The 21158-nt window shown below is 42.0% G+C and carries 21 protein-coding genes; 8 read left to right on the forward strand and 13 right to left on the reverse strand.

Annotated elements, in window-relative coordinates:
* Positions 1–2: 2 nt before the first annotated feature.
* From F8R90_RS28330 to pilM, 3 genes are read right to left on the reverse strand one after another with little or no spacing between them, the layout of a single operon-like run.
* Positions 3–773, reverse strand: coding sequence for a pilus assembly protein PilO (locus F8R90_RS28330; RefSeq protein WP_196512793.1), 771 nt, complete (start codon positions 771–773; stop codon positions 3–5).
* The gene (locus F8R90_RS28335) at positions 770–1546 is read right to left on the reverse strand and encodes a PilN domain-containing protein (RefSeq protein ID WP_196512792.1); all 777 of its coding nucleotides are present in this window, start codon (positions 1544–1546) and stop codon (positions 770–772) included. Before F8R90_RS28335 ends, F8R90_RS28330 begins: the two co-directional genes overlap by 4 nt.
* Positions 1547–1550: 4 nt before the next feature.
* Positions 1551–2657 (reverse strand): type IV pilus assembly protein PilM, encoded by a 1107-nt coding sequence (pilM, locus tag F8R90_RS28340; protein ID WP_190899348.1) that lies wholly within the window; start codon positions 2655–2657, stop codon positions 1551–1553.
* 142 nt (positions 2658–2799) lie between these two features.
* On the opposite strand from pilM, the gene F8R90_RS28345 reads away from it, so the two are divergent.
* Positions 2800–4098 carry an ABC transporter substrate-binding protein gene (locus F8R90_RS28345; protein WP_196512791.1) on the forward strand — a complete coding sequence of 433 codons (1299 nt, stop codon included), beginning with the start codon at positions 2800–2802 and terminating at the stop codon, positions 4096–4098.
* A 37-nt stretch (positions 4099–4135) separates the two neighbouring features.
* On the opposite strand, the gene F8R90_RS28350 is transcribed toward F8R90_RS28345, so the two are convergent.
* From F8R90_RS28350 to F8R90_RS33580, 3 genes are all read right to left on the reverse strand, one after another.
* Complete coding sequence (locus tag F8R90_RS28350; RefSeq protein WP_196512790.1) at positions 4136–5434, reverse strand: bifunctional folylpolyglutamate synthase/dihydrofolate synthase; 1299 nt, start codon at positions 5432–5434, stop codon at positions 4136–4138.
* 158 nt (positions 5435–5592) lie between these two features.
* Positions 5593–5718 (reverse strand): photosystem II protein Y, encoded by a 126-nt coding sequence (locus F8R90_RS28355; protein WP_069072075.1) that lies wholly within the window; start codon positions 5716–5718, stop codon positions 5593–5595.
* A 190-nt stretch (positions 5719–5908) separates the two neighbouring features.
* Positions 5909–6436 (reverse strand): gamma carbonic anhydrase family protein, encoded by a 528-nt coding sequence (locus F8R90_RS33580; protein WP_196512789.1) that lies wholly within the window; start codon positions 6434–6436, stop codon positions 5909–5911.
* A gap of 242 nt (positions 6437–6678) precedes the next feature.
* On the opposite strand from F8R90_RS33580, the gene F8R90_RS28365 reads away from it, so the two are divergent.
* The 5 genes from F8R90_RS28365 (at position 6679) to map (ending at position 12577) form a co-directional block, all read left to right on the forward strand.
* Positions 6679–7188 (forward strand): TIGR02652 family protein, encoded by a 510-nt coding sequence (locus F8R90_RS28365; protein ID WP_442946757.1) that lies wholly within the window; start codon positions 6679–6681, stop codon positions 7186–7188.
* Between the two features lie 59 nt (positions 7189–7247).
* A complete protein-coding gene (locus F8R90_RS28370; RefSeq protein WP_196512788.1) occupies positions 7248–7691 on the forward strand; it encodes a VOC family protein in 444 nt (147 codons plus the stop codon).
* A 142-nt stretch (positions 7692–7833) separates the two neighbouring features.
* Entirely contained in the window at positions 7834–10683 is a 2850-nt protein-coding gene (locus tag F8R90_RS28375; protein WP_196512787.1) for a M16 family metallopeptidase, read from the forward strand.
* A gap of 262 nt (positions 10684–10945) precedes the next feature.
* Entirely contained in the window at positions 10946–11470 is a 525-nt protein-coding gene (locus F8R90_RS28380; RefSeq protein ID WP_196512786.1) for a cupredoxin domain-containing protein, read from the forward strand.
* Positions 11471–11749: 279 nt separating this feature from the next.
* Positions 11750–12577: a type I methionyl aminopeptidase gene (gene map / locus F8R90_RS28385; protein WP_196512785.1), complete on the forward strand. Its 828-nt coding sequence runs from the start codon at positions 11750–11752 to the stop codon at positions 12575–12577.
* Between the two features lie 135 nt (positions 12578–12712).
* Here the strand turns inward: map and F8R90_RS28390 are convergent, their stop codons facing one another.
* Positions 12713–14191, reverse strand: coding sequence for a hypothetical protein (locus tag F8R90_RS28390; protein WP_196512784.1), 1479 nt, complete (start codon positions 14189–14191; stop codon positions 12713–12715).
* A 208-nt stretch (positions 14192–14399) separates the two neighbouring features.
* Between F8R90_RS28390 and F8R90_RS28395 the strand changes: the two genes are divergently transcribed.
* Together F8R90_RS28395 and F8R90_RS28400 are read left to right on the forward strand one after the other, a co-directional pair.
* Positions 14400–15797 carry an amidase gene (locus F8R90_RS28395; RefSeq protein WP_196512783.1) on the forward strand — a complete coding sequence of 466 codons (1398 nt, stop codon included), beginning with the start codon at positions 14400–14402 and terminating at the stop codon, positions 15795–15797.
* Positions 15798–15805: 8 nt separating this feature from the next.
* A complete protein-coding gene (locus F8R90_RS28400) occupies positions 15806–16504 on the forward strand; it encodes a Crp/Fnr family transcriptional regulator (RefSeq protein ID WP_196512782.1) in 699 nt (232 codons plus the stop codon).
* 84 nt (positions 16505–16588) lie between these two features.
* Here the strand turns inward: F8R90_RS28400 and F8R90_RS28405 are convergent, their stop codons facing one another.
* From F8R90_RS28405 to F8R90_RS28430, 6 genes are all read right to left on the reverse strand, one after another.
* On the reverse strand, positions 16589–17080 hold the full coding sequence (locus tag F8R90_RS28405; protein ID WP_196512811.1) for a hypothetical protein: 492 nt from the start codon (positions 17078–17080) through the stop codon (positions 16589–16591).
* Between the two features lie 21 nt (positions 17081–17101).
* A complete protein-coding gene (locus F8R90_RS28410) occupies positions 17102–17449 on the reverse strand; it encodes a cupin domain-containing protein (RefSeq protein WP_196512781.1) in 348 nt (115 codons plus the stop codon).
* 92 nt (positions 17450–17541) lie between these two features.
* Positions 17542–18318: an SAM-dependent methyltransferase gene (locus F8R90_RS28415; RefSeq protein ID WP_196512780.1), complete on the reverse strand. Its 777-nt coding sequence runs from the start codon at positions 18316–18318 to the stop codon at positions 17542–17544.
* An 83-nt stretch (positions 18319–18401) separates the two neighbouring features.
* Positions 18402–18941, reverse strand: a complete 540-nt coding sequence (locus tag F8R90_RS28420) for a GNAT family N-acetyltransferase (protein ID WP_230966748.1) — start codon at positions 18939–18941, stop codon at positions 18402–18404.
* A 143-nt stretch (positions 18942–19084) separates the two neighbouring features.
* Positions 19085–19921 carry an EndoU domain-containing protein gene (locus tag F8R90_RS28425; protein ID WP_196512779.1) on the reverse strand — a complete coding sequence of 279 codons (837 nt, stop codon included), beginning with the start codon at positions 19919–19921 and terminating at the stop codon, positions 19085–19087.
* A gap of 171 nt (positions 19922–20092) precedes the next feature.
* Entirely contained in the window at positions 20093–20959 is an 867-nt protein-coding gene (locus F8R90_RS28430; RefSeq protein ID WP_196512778.1) for an aldo/keto reductase, read from the reverse strand.
* Between the last annotated feature and the right edge of the window lie 199 nt (positions 20960–21158).

The following is a 21158-nucleotide window of genomic DNA, read 5'->3' on the forward strand; positions in this document are numbered from 1 at the left end:
AACTACTTTTTCGGGGCATTTTTAGCCGCCGCCGCCGCCGCTACTTCTTCTGCACTAAGTGGCATCAATACCTGTAACTGGAATGAAGTATTGATCGCTGCTGGCCCTACCTGAACCGGCGTTTTATCTAATGGCGATCTTGACTCTACTGGAGCCAAAGTTGCTTGATAATCTTTAACTATTAACAAAGGCTGTAAACGCTCAATGTTACGCATTATCGATTGTGTTTGCTCATAAGTTCCTGTAATTTCGGCATTGATACTGCTGCGTTGCAGTTTACCGTCAACCTGTAGTCCTAGAGTTCCATCGATAATCGGTTCTGGTTTGGCGGAAACTGGCACAAATTTCTTCAGTTTGGCTCTCACTGCATTAATAGAAGTTGGAGTACTGCCAGAGTCAATTAATCGGTTCAGATCCAACAGCAATGTATCCAAGGTTTTTTCGTTAGCAAATAAACCCAAAACCTGAACTTTTTGCTGTTTTGCCTGTGCTAGCTCGTCTTTAACTTTGGCAATCTGTTTGATACTGGCTTTTTTTTGCTCAATTTGCCCTTGCAGTTCAGAGCTTTTGGCTTGCTGCTGCTGATAGCTTTCCCAAGCTGGCATCAGCAGGTTTAAAAATATATAACCTGCTCCCGCTAAACCAATCACCCCTACCAAGATCCCAATAATTTTTGGTGTGAAAGCAATACCAAATACCACGGGGTAGGCTGGCGTTTCCGAATCGAATTCCCCACCATGTTCGGCAAAATTTAAATCATCACTCAGCGTCATTTTGAAATGACTCCTGTTTGTTGCATACTACGAATTCGAGTTACTAACCCCACTGTGCCTTTTTTTTCCAACTCCCGGATTAATTCCGACGCTGGAACATCGTTCATACTCGATTGAATAGTGTATTTAACTACTTGGGGCGGCTTAATTATTACAGCATTAGTAGGTTGACCCAAACCTGGAGTTAAGGGAGCATCTACTAACGTTGCCGTCAGAATTCTGCTTTCTGAGGACTTCAAGAACTGAGACTGTTGTAAACTCAATAAGAAATCATTGACATCGTTAAAAGAACGAGCCAATCCGGTAATTTCTAATCCCCCAGCGGGATTGCCTGCTGGCTTCCCTTCCACTGCCGCAATGGGTGGGATTTGCTTGATGTTTTCGATTTGCACTGTCGCTGGGATGCGATCGCGCAAATCTTGCAGCATTGCTGACCAAGGTCGAATCTGGTCAAATACGGTGACTAAAGCTTGGGTTTCCCCTTTAATTGCATTCGTCTCGGCTTTGATTTTATTCAGATTTCCTATTTCTGTATCTAATCTCTTGCTTTCTTGGTCTAGTTGTGCTATTGTCCCCTCTAATTCAACAATCTTTCCTTGTAACAACCACCAACCAACTCCCAATAAAGCTGGAAGACCTACACCTAGTGCAACTCCCACATAGACTGGTGTCATATTCCCCGTAGGCAGGTTTAGAGATATGCCTCCCTTTCTCTCAGGCTTTTTCTGGTATGCTGGGCGGTCTTTAAGAAAGTTAACATCTAGGCTGTACATTTTGTTACACCTCCCGCATTCCTAGACCTAGTACGATCGCCAAACCAGAGCGTTGTACCTGTGGATATTTATCAGTGTCAACTTCCAAAGACAAAGACCCTATTGGATCTATTTGGGTAGTTGGCAAGCTCAATCGTTGCGTAAAGAATTCATCTAGCTGTTGGAGTCCACCTCCTGGGCCAGCTAATATAATCTGTGCTACCTCCAAATTTTCACTTTGATTGAGGTAAAAATCGATGGAACGGCGCAGTTCATCTGTAAGTTCTCCCAACACTCTTAATATGGCTGCCATACCAGGATCGAGTTCGGTGACACCAGTTTTGCCGCCGTCTATGGGAGTTGGCGGAATAACCATTCCATGTAACAGTTCCATATCTCGTGATGTGGGTAAGCTCATTGCCCTTGCTAAGGCAGTTTGCATTTGATAAGTCCCGATTGGGACTGTGCGCGAAAATTGCGGCACTCCGTTAACGATGATGGCAATTTCTGTACTGTCAAACTCTATATCAACTAGTACTGCTGCTTCTTGTGGCCCAAATTGCCGCAGTTGCTCCCGAATAGTCCGAATCAGAGCAAAACTGTTAATTTCTAAAACATCAATTTGTAATCCTGCCTGCTCGAATGTACTTATATAGGTATCCGTTATCTCCTTGCGGGTGGCAACTAGGAGTACGTGTACTTTTTCAATACCATCTTCATCTACAAAGTACCCAAGTTTCTGATAATCTACATCAGCTTCTTCACGAGGATAGGGTAAATATAAACCTGCTTCATGGTTGAGCACCATTTCTCGCAGTTCTTTATCATCTAACTCTGCTGGCACTGGTATGATCCGAACGATGGAATCTCGCCCTGGTACACCAGTGGCAACGCGAGAAGTTTTGATTTTGCTCTCAGCTAGCGCCTGCTGAATTAATTGCGCCATTGCTGCGGGGTCGGTGATTTGACCATCAGTAACTATGCCTTCGGGAACTGCTACCGATGTAAAGGTTTCTAGTTTCAAGCCTTGACGCTGCTTGCGTAGCTGAACTACATTTACCCGTTCGGGAGCAAGTTCAATGCCGACCCCTTTATTCGATTTGCCAAACAGACTATTGAAGCTTTTTACCACATTTGTGCCCGCTGGACTGCTAAATTGAAAATTTAAATGATACTAAGAAATGGACTTGGTGCTAAGTAATTTATTTAGCCTATAATCTCGACAATTCTGATCTAAGCTTTTCACACTGAGCAAGCGTAAAAATACTGGGAAAATGATTCAATTGCGAAAATTTAAACAACTTGTTGCTTTTACACTGCTGGGATTATTAACCAGTTGGATTGTAAGTTGCAGCACAAGTAATGTTGGTACAGGTACAAAACAGGCTAGTTCAGGAACGGCAACTGTTGAGTTTTGGACGATGCAACTCCAACCTCAATTTACCGACTACTTCAAAAGCCTAATTGCAAATTTTGAATTGCAAAATCCAGGTATAAAGATTAACTGGGTAGATATACCTTGGGCGGCGATGGAGAACAAAATTTTAACAGCTGTCTCAGCGAAAACGCCACCTGATGTAGTTAACCTCAATCCGGGTTTTGCTTCCCAACTTGCCGGACGAAATGCCTGGTTAGATTTAGATGCGAAAGTCCCAAACGATGTACGTTCCTCCTATCTACCGAATATCTGGAAAGCAAGTACGCTTAATGGCAAGAGTTTTGGGATTCCCTGGTATCTCACCACAAGGTTAACCATTTATAACACTGATTTATTAAAACAGGCAGGTATCAATAAAACACCTGCAACCTACGCAGAATTGGCACAAGCAGCCCAACAAATTAAAGATAAGACTGGCAAGTATGCCTTTTTTGTGACTTTCGTACCGCAAGATTCCGGTGAAGTGTTGGAATCTTTCGTGCAAATGGGTGTCACCTTAGTAGATGCTGAGGGAAAAGCAGCGTTTAATTCAGCACAAGGTAAGGCAGCGTTTCAGTATTGGGTAGACTTGTATAAAAAAGGTTTGCTTCCTAAAGAAGCTTTGACGCAAGGACATCGCCATGCGATCGATTTATACCAATCTGGAGAGACTGCGTTTCTAGCTTCTGGGCCAGAGTTTCTGAAAACGATCGCAAATAATGCCCCGAAAATTGCTCAAGCTTCGGGAATAGCACCTCAACTCACTGGTGACACAGGCAAGAAAAATGTTGCGGTGATGAACATAGTTATTCCCCGCGATAGCAAACAACCAGACGGCGCTGTGAAATTTGCCTTATTTGTCACCAATGACGAAAATCAGTTAGCCTTTGCTAAAGCTGCAAATGTCCTACCTTCTACAATCAAAGCATTGTCTGATAGTTACTTTAAAGATGTTCCAGCTAATGCTTCAACAATAGAAAAAGCGCGAGTTATCACCGCCCAACAACTGCAACAAGCAGAAATATTAACTCCGACTTTGAAGGATTTCAAAAAACTCCAAAAGGCGGTTTACGAGAACTTGCAAGCAGCAATGTTAAACCAGAAGACTGTAGATAAAGCCGTAGAGGATGCGGCGCAAGAGTGGAACAATAGATAAATTTTGTAATTCGTAATTCGTAATTCGTAATTCGTAATTATGATTTACGAATTATATTAGTGGGTGATAAAAAATCGCCTACTAAATAAAGGGAACCACATAAAACGATTAAATCGTCTGTGGTTGCGGTTGAGGTTACGGCTTCCAATGCTGTGAATAAATCTGGATGGATTTGGCGATCGCTTAATTCTGGGCAGAGGCTGTAAGCTAGATTTGCTAAGTAGTCTAGATCAGCGGAAGTTCTACCGGGCCAAGATTCTACTGGTATTGGTACTAAAAAAAGGCGATCGCCTGGCCGCAACAGGGCGGCAAAAATATCAGCATGATCTTTGTCAGAAAACATTCCGATAACCCAATTGACTGGCTTGTGGTTCACTGCGTCTAAGCTATCGACATACTGGCGGAGAACTTGGGCTGCGGCGGTATTATGAGCACCATCAAGTAATAATTTATGGTTATTCCAGGTAGCCCATTGCATCCGCCCTGGCCATTTAGTTTTTGCCATGCCGTTAGTTATGGCTTCTTCAGAAATCTGCCAACCCTGTTGTTGGAGAATTTCTAAAGCAGCTAAAGCCAAAGCTGAATTAGTTAATTGAATCTGTCCCGCTAACGGTAACTGGTATTTAATTAATTTAGAATTTTCGATAGTTTGATATTCTGCCCATCCAGAGGCTATTTCACGGGCGGGTTGAGGTGTAAAAATCGGGCATTGTAATTCTAAGGCACGCGATCGCACAACTTCTTCTGCATCTAGTGGCAATCCTCCAACCACAACGGGACATCCAGGTTTGAGAATACCTGCTTTTTCTCCAGCAATGTCAGCGACGGTGGGGCCAAGTTGCTGCCAGTGTTCCCGGCTGATAGAAGTGATAATTGTAACCAAGGGTTTCAAACAGACATTGGTAGCATCTAAGCGCCCTCCTAGTCCGACTTCTACCACAGCCACATCGACTTGCTGCTGGGCAAAATATAACCAAGCAGCCGCCGTAATTACTTCAAACTGAGTTGCAGATTCGTCATCAGCACGAATAGCAGCTTGGACTTTTTCTAATAATTGGCTCAATTCCTCAGAGGAAATTGGCTGTTCATTCAGACAAATACGTTCCGTCCAATCGACTAAATGGGGGGAAGTATAGCGTCCTGTCCGATAACCAGCCTCAGTGAGTACTGAGGAAAGATAGGCACATACTGAACCTTTGCCATTGGTGCCAGCAACATGAATTATCGGGACTTGGTGATGAGGATTGCCCAGATTTGCCAATAAATTGACAATGCGATCAAGTCCTAGATGGACACCAAAACGTTGCAGGGGTTGTATTACAGAATCGATATCCAAGGAAGGGGAGATTGGGGAGTGAGGGAATGAGGGAGATGATGGGGACAAGGAGAATAACCAATGCTCAATGCCCCATGCCCACTAATTGATATCAATAAAACCGACTGCCTCTGTGAAGAGAGACAGCCGATTGAAGATCGATGATATTGAGCCGTATTTTAAGCTTCTCTATCCAAAAAGCCTTGAATTTGTCTTAAAGCCGCAGCGCCAATATTAAACACTGCCCAGCTAGCGGCAATGGCAACTGGTGCTAAAACGATCGCTATACGGTAATCGATATCCATATCTAGAACCCCTCTTTTAAGTAGAAATTAAAGTTTTGTCAACTGCTCTCATTTTTATTTTTAGCTGAAGTGGGCAATTTTTCCAACTAGATATGTAAAGAATGTTTAAATTATGGGGCATTGGGCATTAGTTATTTCTTCCCTGCCCCTCTGCGCCCCTGCTCCCTCATCTTCCCCATCTCCCCACTCCCTAAGGCTTCTTAAAGCCGAGATCAGTACCCTTACCAGCATGAACTAAAGCTAACTTTTGGTAACGTTTAGCGTGTTCAATAAGTTCTGCGGCTTGAGCCTCTGTTACTTGCCGCAACACTTTGCCAGGAATGCCCACAACTAGGGACAAAGGAGGTACATCTTTGGTTACGACTGCACCAGCACCGATAATGCTACCAGCGCCCACTCGTACCCCGTCTAAAATCACTGCGCCAATGCCAATCAAACTTCCACGCTCAACGTAAGCGGAATGTACCACAGCGCGATGCCCTACGGTCACATGATCTTCTAAAATTGTCGGAAACCCAGGATCTCCATGTAAAATTGCACCATCCTGAATATTTGTGCATTCGCCAATTTCAATCCGTTCTACATCTCCCCTAACCACTGCTCCATACCAAATGCTTACCCCTGCTGCTATATTTACCGAACCCATAACAACAGCATTGGCTGCGATGAAGGTAGCTTGAGAAAAATCAGGAGATGTCCAGTAAGAAGCGGTAGACACGATAGAATATTAATATGGTACCCAGGAACACTGGAGAAAATCCAACCTTTGAGGCTGGTTGAACAACCAGGATATCACACCGTTAAGCCTCTATGGTGAGGAAAACACTAGTGAGCAATGTTGCTGCCGCAACTCCGTGTCTATGCCGCAGTGAGCAAGTAACCCAAAGTAGTGGAGCCGAAGTGTATAATCCAATGCACTAGTGCTGGTGAAGACAAAATTATGTTTGTACGCACTTCATGATGAATCCAGGCTTGCAGTACCCGATGTTTGGGCCGGAAATACAGTGTCCCCACTGTCGCCAGACTATTCCGGCGCTGACACTAACAGATACCTATTTGTGTTCGCGTCATGGCGCTTTTGAAGCTAATCCTAAAAATGGAGAGTTAATCCATTTGCAATCGGGGCGTCATTGGCGGAGGTGGAATAATGAATGGTATAGACAGCATACTCATCCCGATGGTATTCGGTTTGAAATTCACGAAGCATTAGATAAGCTCTATACCCAAGGCTATCGAGCAACAAGAGTGATTATTGCTCGACGCTATCAGGAATTGATGAGTGGCTATTTAGAACGCAGCACCCCTTGGCGTTCTGGACAACCAGAAGCCACTGCTGCGCGTTTATACGGCTTACCCGTGGAGTTTAGCCCCGATAGCTCAGAAGATCCCTGTTGGGAAGTGATCAATTTTGACTTGGAAAAAGAGCCTGGCGTCCCTGTGCGCTACCCTTATTTCAGGTTGTTTGAGTAATGGTAATTAGTCATTGGTCATTTGACTAATGACTAATGACTCATGACTAATGACTAATTATGCACCACGCTTCTATTCGGACTGCGAATATTCATCGAGCGATCGCTTTCTACGAACATTTAGGGTTTACAATTTCGGAACGCTTTACTACGGGCTACACCCTAGCTTGCTGGATGGAAGGATTGGGCGGCAGAATTGAACTAATCCAAATTCCCGAACCAAAACCAGCGCCAGATGCGTTTGCTGATGAGCATTATGTGGGGTATTATCATCTTTCGTTCGATCTGACTGAAATTACACCAGATTTACCTAGTTGGTTGACAAATTTACAAAAACGTGTTCTGTTAGCTGCCGGGAATCAACCCGGAGAATTACAACCGTTGAAGGTACTTTTAGAACCGACACAACAGCAAATAGGCGATCGCATTTACGAAGTGGCTTTCATCGCCGATACCGATGGTTTACCTCTGGAATTCATTCGAGTTTTACCAAAAAACCCATAATTTAGCTTTTTTATTACCTTTATTGCTAATATATTATTTTTCTGTATTGTTACCGAGATAACAGATTTTTTTGCGATATTAAACTGTGGTCACTCTCCAACATAACTATGTAACTTAATTTACAGATATACTTGCTAAATACATGTATGGATTTTCTAGATTTTATAAATATCCCTTGCCATTATTATTTTTAAGCTTATGGCTAGTAGCGGTTTTTTTGTTAAGCGATCAACCTGCTCATAGCCAACATCCAGCCATATCTAATAAAGAAAAATACCAGTCAACCTTGCTAACAAAAAGAATAATGCCCTCAACACTGACACTAAATGTCCGTAAGACAGTGCTGGAAAATGGTCTAACTATCCTTACAAAGGAAGTACATACTGCACCAGTGGTGACGGTGCAGGTGTGGTACAAGGTTGGCTCACGTAATGAAGAACCGGGCGTGAATGGCATTGCCCATCAGTTGGAACACATGATGTTTAAAGGTACAAAAAATCGTCCGATTCAATTTGGTCGTTTGTTTAGTGCTTTAGGTAGTGATTCCAATGCTTTCACCAGCTATGACCAAACTGCATATTACGGTACTGTGGAACGAAACAAGCTAAAAGCGCTCTTAGTGCTGGAAGCAGACAGAATGCAAAATTCCCAGATTGAGCCAGAACAACTGGCGAGTGAAAAGCGGGTAGTAATTTCCGAGTTGCAGGGTTACGAAAATAGTCCAGAATATCGCCTCAACCGTGCCGTCATGCAAGCGGTGTTTCCCAATCATGCTTATGGGTTGCCTGTAGGTGGAACCAAAGCTGATGTCGAGAAATTTGAAGTTGAGCAGGTAGAAAAATATTACCGCAATTTTTACAGTCCCGATAATGCCGTTTTAGTAATTGTTGGAGATTTTCAAACTGCAAATACCCTGGAAATAGTTAAAGAGGTATTTGGTAAATTACCCAGGAGGCAGGGGGCAGGAGTTATTTCTTCCTCATCTCCATCACTCAGCACTCGTTACTCAGCACGGGCTAAACGCCCCGCTACCGCTAACAGCACTCCCATAATATTGCGAGAAGCGGGAGCAGGGCGGCTGTTGCAGGCGGTTTACCCACTACCGGATGCAAATCAACCGGATGTGCCTGCGCTGGATGTAATGGATTACATCTTGACAGAGGGACGGAATTCTAGACTTTATCAGGCATTGGTGGAATCAGGTTTAGCTAGTGAATTAACAGCATCAGTTACCAGTCTGCGAGAATCTGGCTGGTATGAGGTGTTGGTGATGGCTGGTTCTAAACAAGATTTGAAAAAAATTGACTCAGTGTTGAGTAGTGTGATCGCCAATGTAGCAGAAAAAGGCGTGACATCTGAGGAAGTTGAACGAGCTAAAACCCAATTAACAGCAGATGTAATTTTGAGTAACCGTGATATCACTTCTCAAGGAATGCAATTGGGCAATGATGAGACCACTGCTGGTGATTATCGCTACACAGACCGTTATTTGGCTGCTGTCCGTCTGGTGAAGCCGACGGATGTCGTTGCTGTCATTAACAAATACCTTACCAAAGAAGCCAGGAAAGTAGGCTTTTTTGAACCAACCCAGAAGCTGATAACAGAGGTTATTGATAAACCAGACTCAGCCCAAACTACAGAGAATTTTTCTCCTGGCGCACCTGTGCTTCCTTCTGAGGTGGGGAAGTACTTACCGCCTGTGGATTTGGCTACAGATGCGATTGCACAAGTATTACCACAGGAATTTAAATTTACCAACGGACTGCGGATCTTACTGTTACCAGATCATAGTACTCCCACCGTTACCTTGAGCGGTCACATTCAAGCCGGAAAGGAATTTGATCCAGATAATCAAGCTGGGCTGGCTGCTTTTGTGGCAGAGAATTTGCTAAATGGCACTAAGAGCAAGAATGTCTTAACTATTGCCAAAGCTTTGGCAGAACGAGGGGCGAGTTTAGACTTTGAAGCCTACCGCGAAGGTGTGCGAATTGAGGGTGATAGTTTAGCAGAGGATTTGCCGATACTCCTTGAGATATTGGCTGATGTTGTGAAAAATAGTACCTTTCCAGTCAAAGAATTGGAATTGCATCGCCAACAAACTTTAACTGATTTGCAGCTGCAATTAGATGAACCATCAGAAGTAGCTAGAAGAGTATTTGTTCAGTCAATTTACCCGAAAAAACATCCCTTACACACCTTTCCCACAGAGGAGAGTTTACAGCAGATTCAGCGCCAAGATGTGATTGATTTCAAAGCTAAACATTATCGTCCAGATACGACAGTGCTTGCGCTGGTGGGAGATTTTGATCTGGACAAAGTGCGATCGCTCATTAAAAATGAGTTTGGTAACTGGGAAGTTAGCGGCCAAGCACCCACATTAAAATATCCCACAGTGCCAATGCCGGAGAAAATAGTCAGTGTCAACCCAGTTTTACCAGGTAAAGCCCAAGCCGTTACATATATGGGTTACACAGGCATTAACCGTTATGATTTTCGGTTTCACGCAGCCTTAGTATTGAACCAGATTTTGGGAGGCGATACCCTATCTAGTAGACTGGGTGCAGAAGTGCGCGATCGCCAAGGTTTGAGCTATGGAATTTATAGTTCCTTCCAAGCCGGGAAGAATGCAGGCACATTTTTGATAGAAATGCAAACTAGTCCTGAAGATAGCAGTAAAGCGATCGCTAGTACCCGCCAGATGCTACAGCAAATCCATCAACAAGGTGTCACTGCACTGGAAGTAGAAACAGCTAAACGCACCCTCGTCAGCAACTACAACGTTTTGCTGGCAAACCCAGAGGAATTAACACATAGAATTCTGATGAATGAGGTGTATGAACTCGACAAATTAGAATTGTACTCCTTCACTCAAAAAATCCAAAAAGTCACTCTTGAGCAAGTTAATAAAGCGGCTCGTGAGTTACTCCGCCCAGATCAAATCGTAGTCGTTACTGCTGGGCCATCTGTGTTAGCAGAGAAAAGCATTAGGTAGAGATGGGCACTGGGCATGGATAATATAAAGAATGGGTAAACTCAGAACTTGCACCAGTCCCAACAACTGCCTCAGAATGAATTCTGAGGCTAGTCTTCTAAAGAAGAGTGAATAAGGATTGGAGTCCACTTGAGTGGATTTGCGCTATGAGCCAGAGAATAAATTCTCTGGCGGGAAGTGGGCAGGTGCAAGATATAAAGTAGTTTTTCCCGCTACCTATTAATTGTTCCTGCTCATCAGCATTGCCTTTTGAGAACTACCAATGAAAACTTACAACCATTTATACCAAATTGTAATTACATTGCTTGCTTTTCCAACTACTGTTTGGCGGCAAATATTACGGCGGAACTACGTGATATTAACGTTGCTCCTAGCTCTAAATTTCATTGCTGCGACTCCAGCAATGGCAGCAAATTTGTCTGACGATTTGCTCAAGCAACCAGCCACAGAAATTAGAGTTAGCTTGGGTAATTCGGCTAACGAACTCAAATTTGAGCCAAATCATTTGGAATTCGAGGCCGGCAAACGCTATCAACTAAAGCTTACCAATCCCAGCCAACTGAAGCACTATTTTACTGCTAAAGATTTTGCCGATGGTATCTGGACACAAAAAGTTGAAGCAGGCAAAGTAGAAATTAAAGGAGCCATTCACGAACTGGAACTCAAGCCTGGTGCTGAGGCAGAATGGGTATTTGTGCCCCTGAAATCTGGCACTTATGGCTTGCGTTGTCCAATACCAGGACATACGGAAGCAGGCATGACTGGAGAGATTGCCATCAAGAATTAAAAATTATTCGACTCAGTATTTAGCAGCGATCTAATGTTTAAATTAAAGTTAATTGAGCTAAATACCATAGTGTGCAGTGGAAAATAAGTTAGGGCAATTTAGATTGAAGTCCAACACATTAAAAGTAGGCAATGTGTTATTATATATACGTTAGCGGCTAAACTGGAAGAATCCCTATTTGGGATTAAAATAACTTAAATTATAGATATTATTTCTCAAGTAATCTAGAGAAAGCATTAATACTTCAGCGCTAGAGCCACCAGTAATTATTAATTTCCCATGAACATTTTCAGTAACTTACTTTCTCAAGCGACTCAGCCTGCACCTGCGAAAAAGCAACGCCGAGGAATTGAAATCAAATCGCCGCGTGAAATTGAAATCATGCGGCAATCAGCGACAATTGTAGCAACTGTTCTAAAAGAAATTTCCGAGTTAGTAAAGCCAGGAATGACAACGGCTGATTTGGATGTTTATGCAGAAAAACGCATCCGCGAAATGGGTGCAACGCCTAGTTTTAAAGGATATCACGGTTTTCCTGGTTCTATCTGCTCTAGCATTAATAATGAAGCAGTGCATGGTATTCCTAGTCCCAAGAAAGTGATTCGTGTGGGGGATGTATTAAAAGTAGATACGGGCGCTTATTACCAAGGCTTTCATGGTGATTCTTGCATTTCAATTGCTGTCGGTGAAGTGACGCAAGAAGCTGCTAAATTAATTCGCGTAGCAGAAGAAGCTTTATATAAAGGCATTGAACAAGTAAAGGCTGGTGTATACCTGCTTGACCTAGCTGGAGCAATTGAGGATTATGTTAAATCTAACGGCTTTAGTATAGTCGAAGAATTTACAGGACACGGTGTTGGTCGTAATCTGCACGAAGAACCTTCAGTATTCAACTATCGTACCCGTGAGATGCCAAATGTTAAACTCCGTGCGGGAATGACGCTGGCAATTGAGCCAATTTTAAATGCAGGTTCTAGACACACCCGGACATTATCTGACCGTTGGACAGCAGTCACTGTGGATAATTCTTTGTCGGCTCAATTTGAGCATACAGTGTTGGTAACAGAGACCGGTTATGAGATTTTAACTGACCGTTCTAAGCTGTAATTATTAGTTGTAATTATCTGTTGTTAAGAGAGGTGAAGCGTCAAAAAAGGGCGATTTGCCTCTTTATTTTTTTACAAAAATCGAAAGGCTCGGATTCGTAACTTATTAGAGAAATTAGAAATCTTGTAATTGTTTTTAGTTCTGGATTATTTGCCTGATAGCCGCATAGTTAGTTTTATAAATCACAAGTGTTTCTTTAGCTTGTATAGAGACAGAAGTTTTCTCTGGAATCGCTTCTAACAACTTGATTGCCTGTTGCCATTTGTCTTGTGCTTGCTGCCAAACTAGTAGCGGATGAGGTGGATTTTGGACAAATAAATTAGCTTCAATTGCTAACTTTTGGGCTGATTCTAAGTTGGCTAAGGCTTTCTTTTCAATTAAGACTCTTTGATTGATAGATTTATAGTTAATCCGATAGTAAGCCGATTTCTTCTTTGCTCGGTCATAAACTGATGTTTCAACAGGAATGCTATCTAATAATTTTATTGCCTGATGCCATTTAGTTTCTGCTTGTTGCCATACCTTTAAAAAATGCGGTGGATTTTGAACCAGAGAAGCAGCTTCCATTCCGAGCTTTTGAGCAGATTTAAAGTTAGTAATGGCACTTCTTTCTTGAGTTAAACTTAGACTCATCTGCTGCGATTGTAGACTTTGCTCTTTAATTTTCCAACCAGCAAAACCTAAGATTAATAAACTTGAGGCTATGAGTAAAGCTAAACGTACTATTTTTTGTGTGGAAAACTTTGGTACTATTTCTACATGCTGGCTAATAATTGGTTCTTTACTACTTTCGTGCTTAATCTTTTTCAGGGCTTGTTCTGCCTGTTCTTTTAAAGTATCACCCTGGATAATTAAAGTTGCAATTTGTTCTTGGAAAAAATCACACTCATTAAGAATATCTGTCAATTCTTGGAATTTGCCATCACTAGATATAATTAATTCGTGATCATCATCTAACCACTCTAAGGCAAAGCCAGATTTACCACAAAAAGCAGACACACCTAATAAAATGTTTAATAAATTATGACTATTTTTAATAGTATCAAAAATATAATTTAACTTTTGTTTTAACTGGAACAATTCATTTTGAGAATTGCTAATTTTTTGAATTTGCCGTTCTAAAACTTGAGAATTTTCAAAGACTAAGTTAATTTTTAAGCTTTCAGCAATAACTTGAAATTGGGCGCAGATGCTGAGATGATTATTATCAGAATTTAATTGATTTACCAACTGAACATCACTGAGAATATCAGCAGCTATTGCCTGCAAAAAATAACCCCATTCAATCCATACATCGATTTTTGATTTTAAATCAGCTAAAGAAATTTTAGTTTTTGAGTTGCCAAACTTATCTGCTATGGCTGGATCTACTAATCCAACAGGTATCAAGAAACTAGGGATTGTAGCTATTCGAGGAAGTGTAGCGATCGCAGAATTTTTGATATTCTCAAATCCCAATTCCTGAACAATTATTTTTTTAGTATTTCGTAGTTGTTCCTGAGCATTATTGGTCAGGATAATTTGTTCCATGATTTCATTAGAATCGCCAATATTCAGTTTTAGACTCTGAATTAGTGTTGGCAATTCACTAACAAGTATTTCTAGGTTAGCCATAAATACCCCTTAGGGATTTGTCGAAAGTTTATGCGAAACAATTAAAATGGCTTGAGTAAGAACGTAAACACGCCTGTTGCATCTGAGCATCCTAGTTGAGTGACAAATCTCAGGAGCTATAAAATGTATAGTTCCCGGAAATCCTGCTAAAGTAACAATTTCACATTTCAAATCCCACAAAAAGACAAAATTACCCATTCACTGACGTATGAATGAAGTTGATTTAGCATTTACCCCAGCACTAGAGTTGGCACAATTAATCCGTCGCCGGGAAGTATCACCACTAGAGTTGGTGGAAATATATTTAGAACGGATTGGGCAGTTAAATCCCCAATTAGGAAGTTATTTTACGGTGACGGCAGAACTAGCGATCGCAGATGCCAAAGCCAAAACAGAATTATTGACAACTACCTCAGAACTACCGCCATTTTTTGGGGTGCCAATTTCCATTAAAGACCTCAATGCTGTAGCGGGTGTTACCTGTACTTATGGAAATCCAGCATTACTTAACAATATCTCTAACTATGATGATGGCGTTGTGGCAAGGATTAAACAAGCTGGGTTTACTATTCTCGGTAAAACAGCCACTTCCGAATTAGGTTCATTACCATACAGCGAACCTACGGGTTTTCCCCCAGCCAGAAATCCGTGGAATTTAGAATACACCCCTGGCGGTTCCAGTGGTGGCGCAGCGGCGGCGGTAGCAGCAGGATTGTGTGCGATCGCTCAAGGTTCTGATGGCGGTGGTTCGATTCGGGGGCCTGCGGCTTGTTGTGGTTTGGTGGGACTCAAACCATCAAGAGGCAGGGTGAGTAAAGCACCCGTAGGCGAACGCCTTGCTGGAATTGCCGCCAACGGTCCGATCGCCCGCACCGTGGCTGATGCTGCTGCCCTTTTAGATACTATATCTGGCTATGTCACAGGCGATCCTTACTGGTTGCCTGATCCTGAACCATCATTTCTCGCCGCCACTCAGACAAAACTCGGTGCATTGCGAATTGCCTTTGACACTACTATTTCTCCTTTGGGAGAAGCTGATGCCAACTGTCAGCAAGGTGTCCGCCAAACAGTTGAGTTATTAGAACAACTCGGACACAAAGTTGAACATAAATCTCCAGATTTTAGTGGTTTAGTTGAACCATTTCAAATCGTTTGGCAAGCTGGGGTAGCTGCTTCGGGACTTCCTGTTGAAGTTATGCAGCCATTGAATCGCTGGCTATTTGCACGCACAGGTTCTGTTGCTGAGTATCTTCAAGCAGTTTCCCAAATGCAGATAGTGGCACGGCAGATTGTGGCGTTTTTCGATACCGTGGATGTGCTGGTATTGCCAGTTTATCTACATTCACCCATCCTGGTTGGGGAATGGGCTTCCCTGAATCCAGAAGAGACATTCCAAAATATTATTCAATGGGTTGCCCCTTGTCCACCTGCGAATGCAACTGGACAACCCGCGATCGCAATCCCTGTAGGCTTTGATAGTAAGGGTTTACCCATCAGTGTGCAGCTAATTGGTAAACCTGCCGCTGAAGCCACACTCATCAGCCTAGCAGCCCAATTAGAAGCGGCTAACCCTTGGATTCATCATCGTCCAGCCTTTGCAATATAAGGCTAATCATGCAAGCATCCCTGGAACAACTTTCGCAAATTATTGTATTTGCAGGTTTAGAAACAGCAGAGAAGATAAGTTTGCAACCTTACACTCAGGTGCAACGCCATAGCAAAGGAGAGATTATTTTGCATGAGGGTGATCGCTTACCAGCTAAACTCTATGCTGTTGTCAGTGGATCAATTCAAGTTACCAAAACAGCAACAACGGGGAAAGAAACAATTTTACGCGCCCTAGCTGCTGGAGAAATTTTTGCGGCTCCTGCTTTGTTAGGAAATGGAATTTCTCCGGCAACTGTCACTGCTGAGTCTGATTGCGAGATTCTCACTGTAGAGCGAGATGCTTTATTAAAAGCAATTGGGCAAAATCCTGAAATCGCGTTACGAATGCTGATGGTTTTTAACAGTCGAATTCAGCAATTGCATGAAACAGTTCACGGATTAGTTTCTGAAAGAGCTATTGTTCGCCTTGCTAGGTTAATTCAATATTTTGCTGCTGTATCTGGAACTGAATCAAGTCCACAAGGTGAGTGTTTAAAAGCCAAATTATCTTATTATCGGATGGCTCGGAGTAGTGGCATTACTTACGAAGAATGTGTGCGTTTAATTAAAAGTCTCAAGTCAATAATTGCCTATAGTCGGGGTGGGAAGATTACAATACTTGATGCGGAGAAATTAGATGCAATCGCTTCTGGAGATATAGATTAGAGAATCTAACGAATACAATTCGCGGTTACATAAAGAAAACCTGCCTCCGCAGGTTTCATAAGCTTAATTTTCTGTAAACAGTTATCAGACTTCTACAGCTGCTCTATCTTGTTCACGTGCAGCAACAACTAGAACTAGACATAGAGCTGCGATCGCTTTTTGCCATTCCTGCCGAACTTGCGCGTCTTCGACACCTGCAAACATCCCTACCAAGCGGGGGATAGAAGCTTCTAAAGCCGGACGAGGCAATGGTCGGTGTAAGTCAACTAAATGAGTTAAACTTTCTTGATTATTGACAAAACCAATTACCCATGTTGTTGTGTGATCAGGACTATCAGGAACCCGCTTGACTCCCAACTCATTTTTTAGCCAGTTGTAGAAAGGTGGTAATTCCTTAGCTAAAACTTCTCCTGCTGTGGGTAAAGTTTCCTTAAGCAAATTGATATCTAAGCTGTTTAGTTCTTGCTGCAATTCAGGCGAATTTAGAACTTCAGTTAGAGGTTTTGATAGTATTTGTTCCAACTGAGTTTTAGAAAGATTTAAATTTTGAGTGAAAGTGAAAAGTAGCGATCGCATATTTCCAGACTCCATAAATAACTAATTACTCTCTGCGACTTTCTCAGAAAGAGTGAGCAGAAATGTCAAGTTCTCTTCAGCTTTTAAGGCATGGGGTGCGTTAGCAGGCATAAAGACAAAAACACCAGGTTTAAGGATGATGTTTTCTCCAGATAAAGTAAGTAAACCTCTGCCTGCGATGACGTTGATAGTGGCGTTCCGAGTAGAGGTATGCTCAGAAATATCAGTGTTAGCTGCTAGGCAAAATAGAGTGTATTGACAAGCATTATCTTTCAACAATACTTTGCTGAGAACTCCCGCACTGGGGTATTCAATTTGTTCTCGTAGTTGAGTAATCATAGATGGGGTAGTTGTGATTGAATTTGTCATAGTATTTTAAGATTATGATTCGTAAACAAAGGCTGATAATCATTCAAAGATTATCGGTATTTATCAGGCGATGGTTTTGGGAATAAATTATGTTAGCTAGCAACAGCACACAAAACTATGTAGCCTAATTCGTGTTGGTATTTATGAAAAACTTGATACATCTCTAAAACCCGTTTGCGGATAGCTCTCTGCGTCAATATATTCCACAGAATCCGAGTCGTATTAAAGATGCCTTCATCTTGAAATATCCGTTTTAAATTCAATAAATTCATTGAGTCAGTTTGGCATTTCTGCACTTGCAATCCTGCTGTTGCAAAAGCCGTCATCCAGTTGGATTCTGACAGTGGTGTAGAATTAACTCGAATTACTCGTGCTAAATCAGCATGAATTTGTTCTTCTTTGTCGCAAGCTAATAGTTCATGGGAGAGAAATTTACCTCCCGGTTTGAGTCGATTGTGAATTTCAGCTAAAAGCTTGGTTTTTCCCAATGGCGATTGCATTGTAAGAATGGCTTCTGCCAATACATAATCAAACTTTCCTGGGATTGCCTCTAGGTTAAAAATATTACCTTCAATGATTTCGACTTGATTTTCTAACCCAGCAGCGCAGATATTAGCACGCGCACAAGCTACACTATCAGGATTTTTTTCAACGCCTACTACTTTCACATGGTAGCGTTTTGCTAAAGCGATCGCACTATAACCAAAGCTAGAACCTAGTTCTAAAACTGTCTCTCCAGGCTGAAAGTTTGCCCACTGAAATAATTTCTCTGTGGCTATTCGTCCACCAGGACGCAGATATTTTTTACCCGCTGCTGCTAAAATTTCGTGTCCGGTAGCTGTTTGGAAATTGAGGATAGTGTTGGTCATGTCTGTGACCCTCGGAAGTTGTCTTACCCTCAATTTCTCAGGAATTTATGATATTGTCTCTGAGGTAGCTCATAGAAGCAGTATTACTTTGCTTTCCACTCGTGGTCAAGGATAGCGTAAAGAAAGTTGTCGTACCATCTGCCTTTGATTAACTCTTTTTCCCGCAGATGACCTTCACGACGCATACCAATTTTTTCTAATACTTTTACAGAAGCAACATTCTCTGCAACACACCAAGACCAGATACGATGCATTCCCAGTTCTTCAAAGCCAAACTTTAAAATGGATTGTGCTGCTTCTGTTGCATAACCTTGTCCCCAATACTGAGTATTTAGTTCATAGCCGATGTTTGCTTCCTGCATTTCCGGGTCGTTTACACGGATACCACAATTACCAATAAGCCGATTTTCTTCTTTAAGGACAATAGCTAACTGAAACTTTGTTCTTGGTTGCTCTTTTTGCTGATCAATAAACATCTGGATAAACTCACACACATCGTTCTTTGTGCGGTGCGTCCAATAGTTGTAACGCAAGTACAAAGAATCAGATTGATAAGCAAAAACCGCCTGCCAATCTGCCTCTACAAAGTCACGCATTAGCAAGCGGTGTGTTTCTAATATCATGTCTTTTATTTATAAGCTTATAGCGGTTCCCACTTAGATGCGGTACAACATTATATCGCAAGGTGTAGGGCACAGCATGCTGTGCCCCTACGGGTGTACCTCACGTAAATGAGAACCGCTATAGTGTAGGCGATCTATAAATTTTAACTTTTACATTTTGCACCTTGAGGAGTAGCATCGGGATAATAGGTAATGATCGCTTTTTCTTTACTGACAAAAACAGTAGGGAATAATTTTCCTGTTTCTCGATCACGCACATTATAAATACATGCTTCCTCATTGTTGCCTTGGAGTTTAAATATTTTGGTGGCATCTAAAAGCATTTCTTCGGCATTGCTGAGGTAGCCATAGCCTTTAATGACATCTGTTACTGTACGATTTTTCTGTTTAATTACTACACCCATTGTATAAATTACATTAGGAATAACTTCCTCTCGTCCTTGATTATTTGGCAAACGTCCGCCTATTCCTTCATTTTGTAACTGTAAATATCTGCCATAGAAATGTAAACCACCAATATCATCGGCGTTATATATTTCGCCACAAAAGATATGTTCAAACCCCCGCCGTTTGAACCAAATATTTGTTAAATCTTCGAGAAATTGTGCTTTATTCCTACGTCCCGGACGAAGTTCACCACCGCTAGCTTGCTGAAGTTTCTGCAACACATCTGGGTAATAAGATAACAATTGTTTAAAATTATTAGAACTAACTCTCGTACCAATAGGGCCGCAGAGTTTTAGTACAGCTTTGTCAAAAGAATTTAGCAGCGGTGGAGGTGGTGTAATATCTACCTGTTGTCCTCCGGGAAAACGAACAGAAACTGGGTTATTTACATTATCAAAAAACGGCAGAAGTTGCGTATTTGGCTGAGGCTGTGCATCTCCTGGATTTTGCCAGATGAATTGGGAAGCTAGCAGCAGAACTGCAAACACTCTTAACCTCTGCTTTAACCTATCGATTACAGAATTTAGCTGCATAAATTTTAGATTAATTACTTTCGATAATAGTCTCGCATGAATACAAAAAGACGCACAAAATTTCTTAGTATCTTTGCGTCTTTTTGTAAGATTAACAATAGTTTATGCAGCTAAACAAGCCACGGAAATCTTAGGCAACTTCTACCACATCTACATTAGCTAGTAAAATAATTAGGTTGCCCCATCAATTTTTTGCACTTCTTCATCAGATAGTTTCACATTGATAGCACGTGTTGAGTCTTCAATGCTGAAAACCTTGCTAGCACCAGGAATTGGCAAAATAGCGGGCGACTTGGAACGCAACCACGCCAAGACAATATTATACACTGACACGCCTTTTTCTTTAGCTAACTGAGCGATCGCAGGGATATCTTGCAAGCCCTGATGGCGACGCCTACCACCAAAGGGACTCCAAGGCAAAAAGGTCAATCCTTGCTGTTCGCAATACTTCAACACACCGTCATTTTCTGGCTGTCGTTGCCAAGGGCTGTATTGATTTTGCACCGAGACAATATCTACCACGTCCCGTGCCCGTTTAATTTGTTCAACGGAAAAGTTAGAAACTCCCACAAACCGAATCAAACCTGCCTCCACTGCCTCTTTCACAGGTGTAAGGGATTCCTCAATGGTGTAATTATTATCGGGAGAATGGTATTGCCAAACATCGATAGGTTTAGCACCACCCAACGCCTCAAAACTGACTCTAATTGCTTGGCGCAGATGTTCTGGATTGCCGTTGCTTGTCCAGTTTCCATCGGGACGCATTAAACCGCCTTTAGTTGCCACAATTACTTGGCTAATATCGCCTTTGTAACTAGTAAGCGCCTTGTGAATTAGTCGCTCGTTGTGGTGCTTATCTGACTCATCTTTGCAGTAAGCGTCGGCAGTGTCAATAAATGTAATACCCAGATTCAGAGCATGATGAATCACTTGGATTGATTCTGATTCGGGAGGACGATTAGAAATTGACATGGGCATACCACCCAAACCGATCGCACTTACAAAGACACCAGTTTTTCCTAGCTGTTTGGTTTCCATGCTTCTAGCTATAGCTTTCTGCCCCAATTATCTACCAGTTAGCCAAAGCTTTTTTAGCAATTCATGATAAATCTTCCCTAGTACTTAGACTAGGTAATCAGTGAATATGCTACCAAGGGAATACTTTACTCAAAGGTTAAGTATTCTATACACAGACACTTTGCTCATGAATTTTTAGGTTTTTACCTCTGAGCAAATA

Origin of the sequence: Nostoc sp. NZL, from assembly GCF_015714705.1 — a bacterium.
Lineage (GTDB): Bacteria > Cyanobacteriota > Cyanobacteriia > Cyanobacteriales > Nostocaceae > Nostoc > Nostoc foliaceum_A.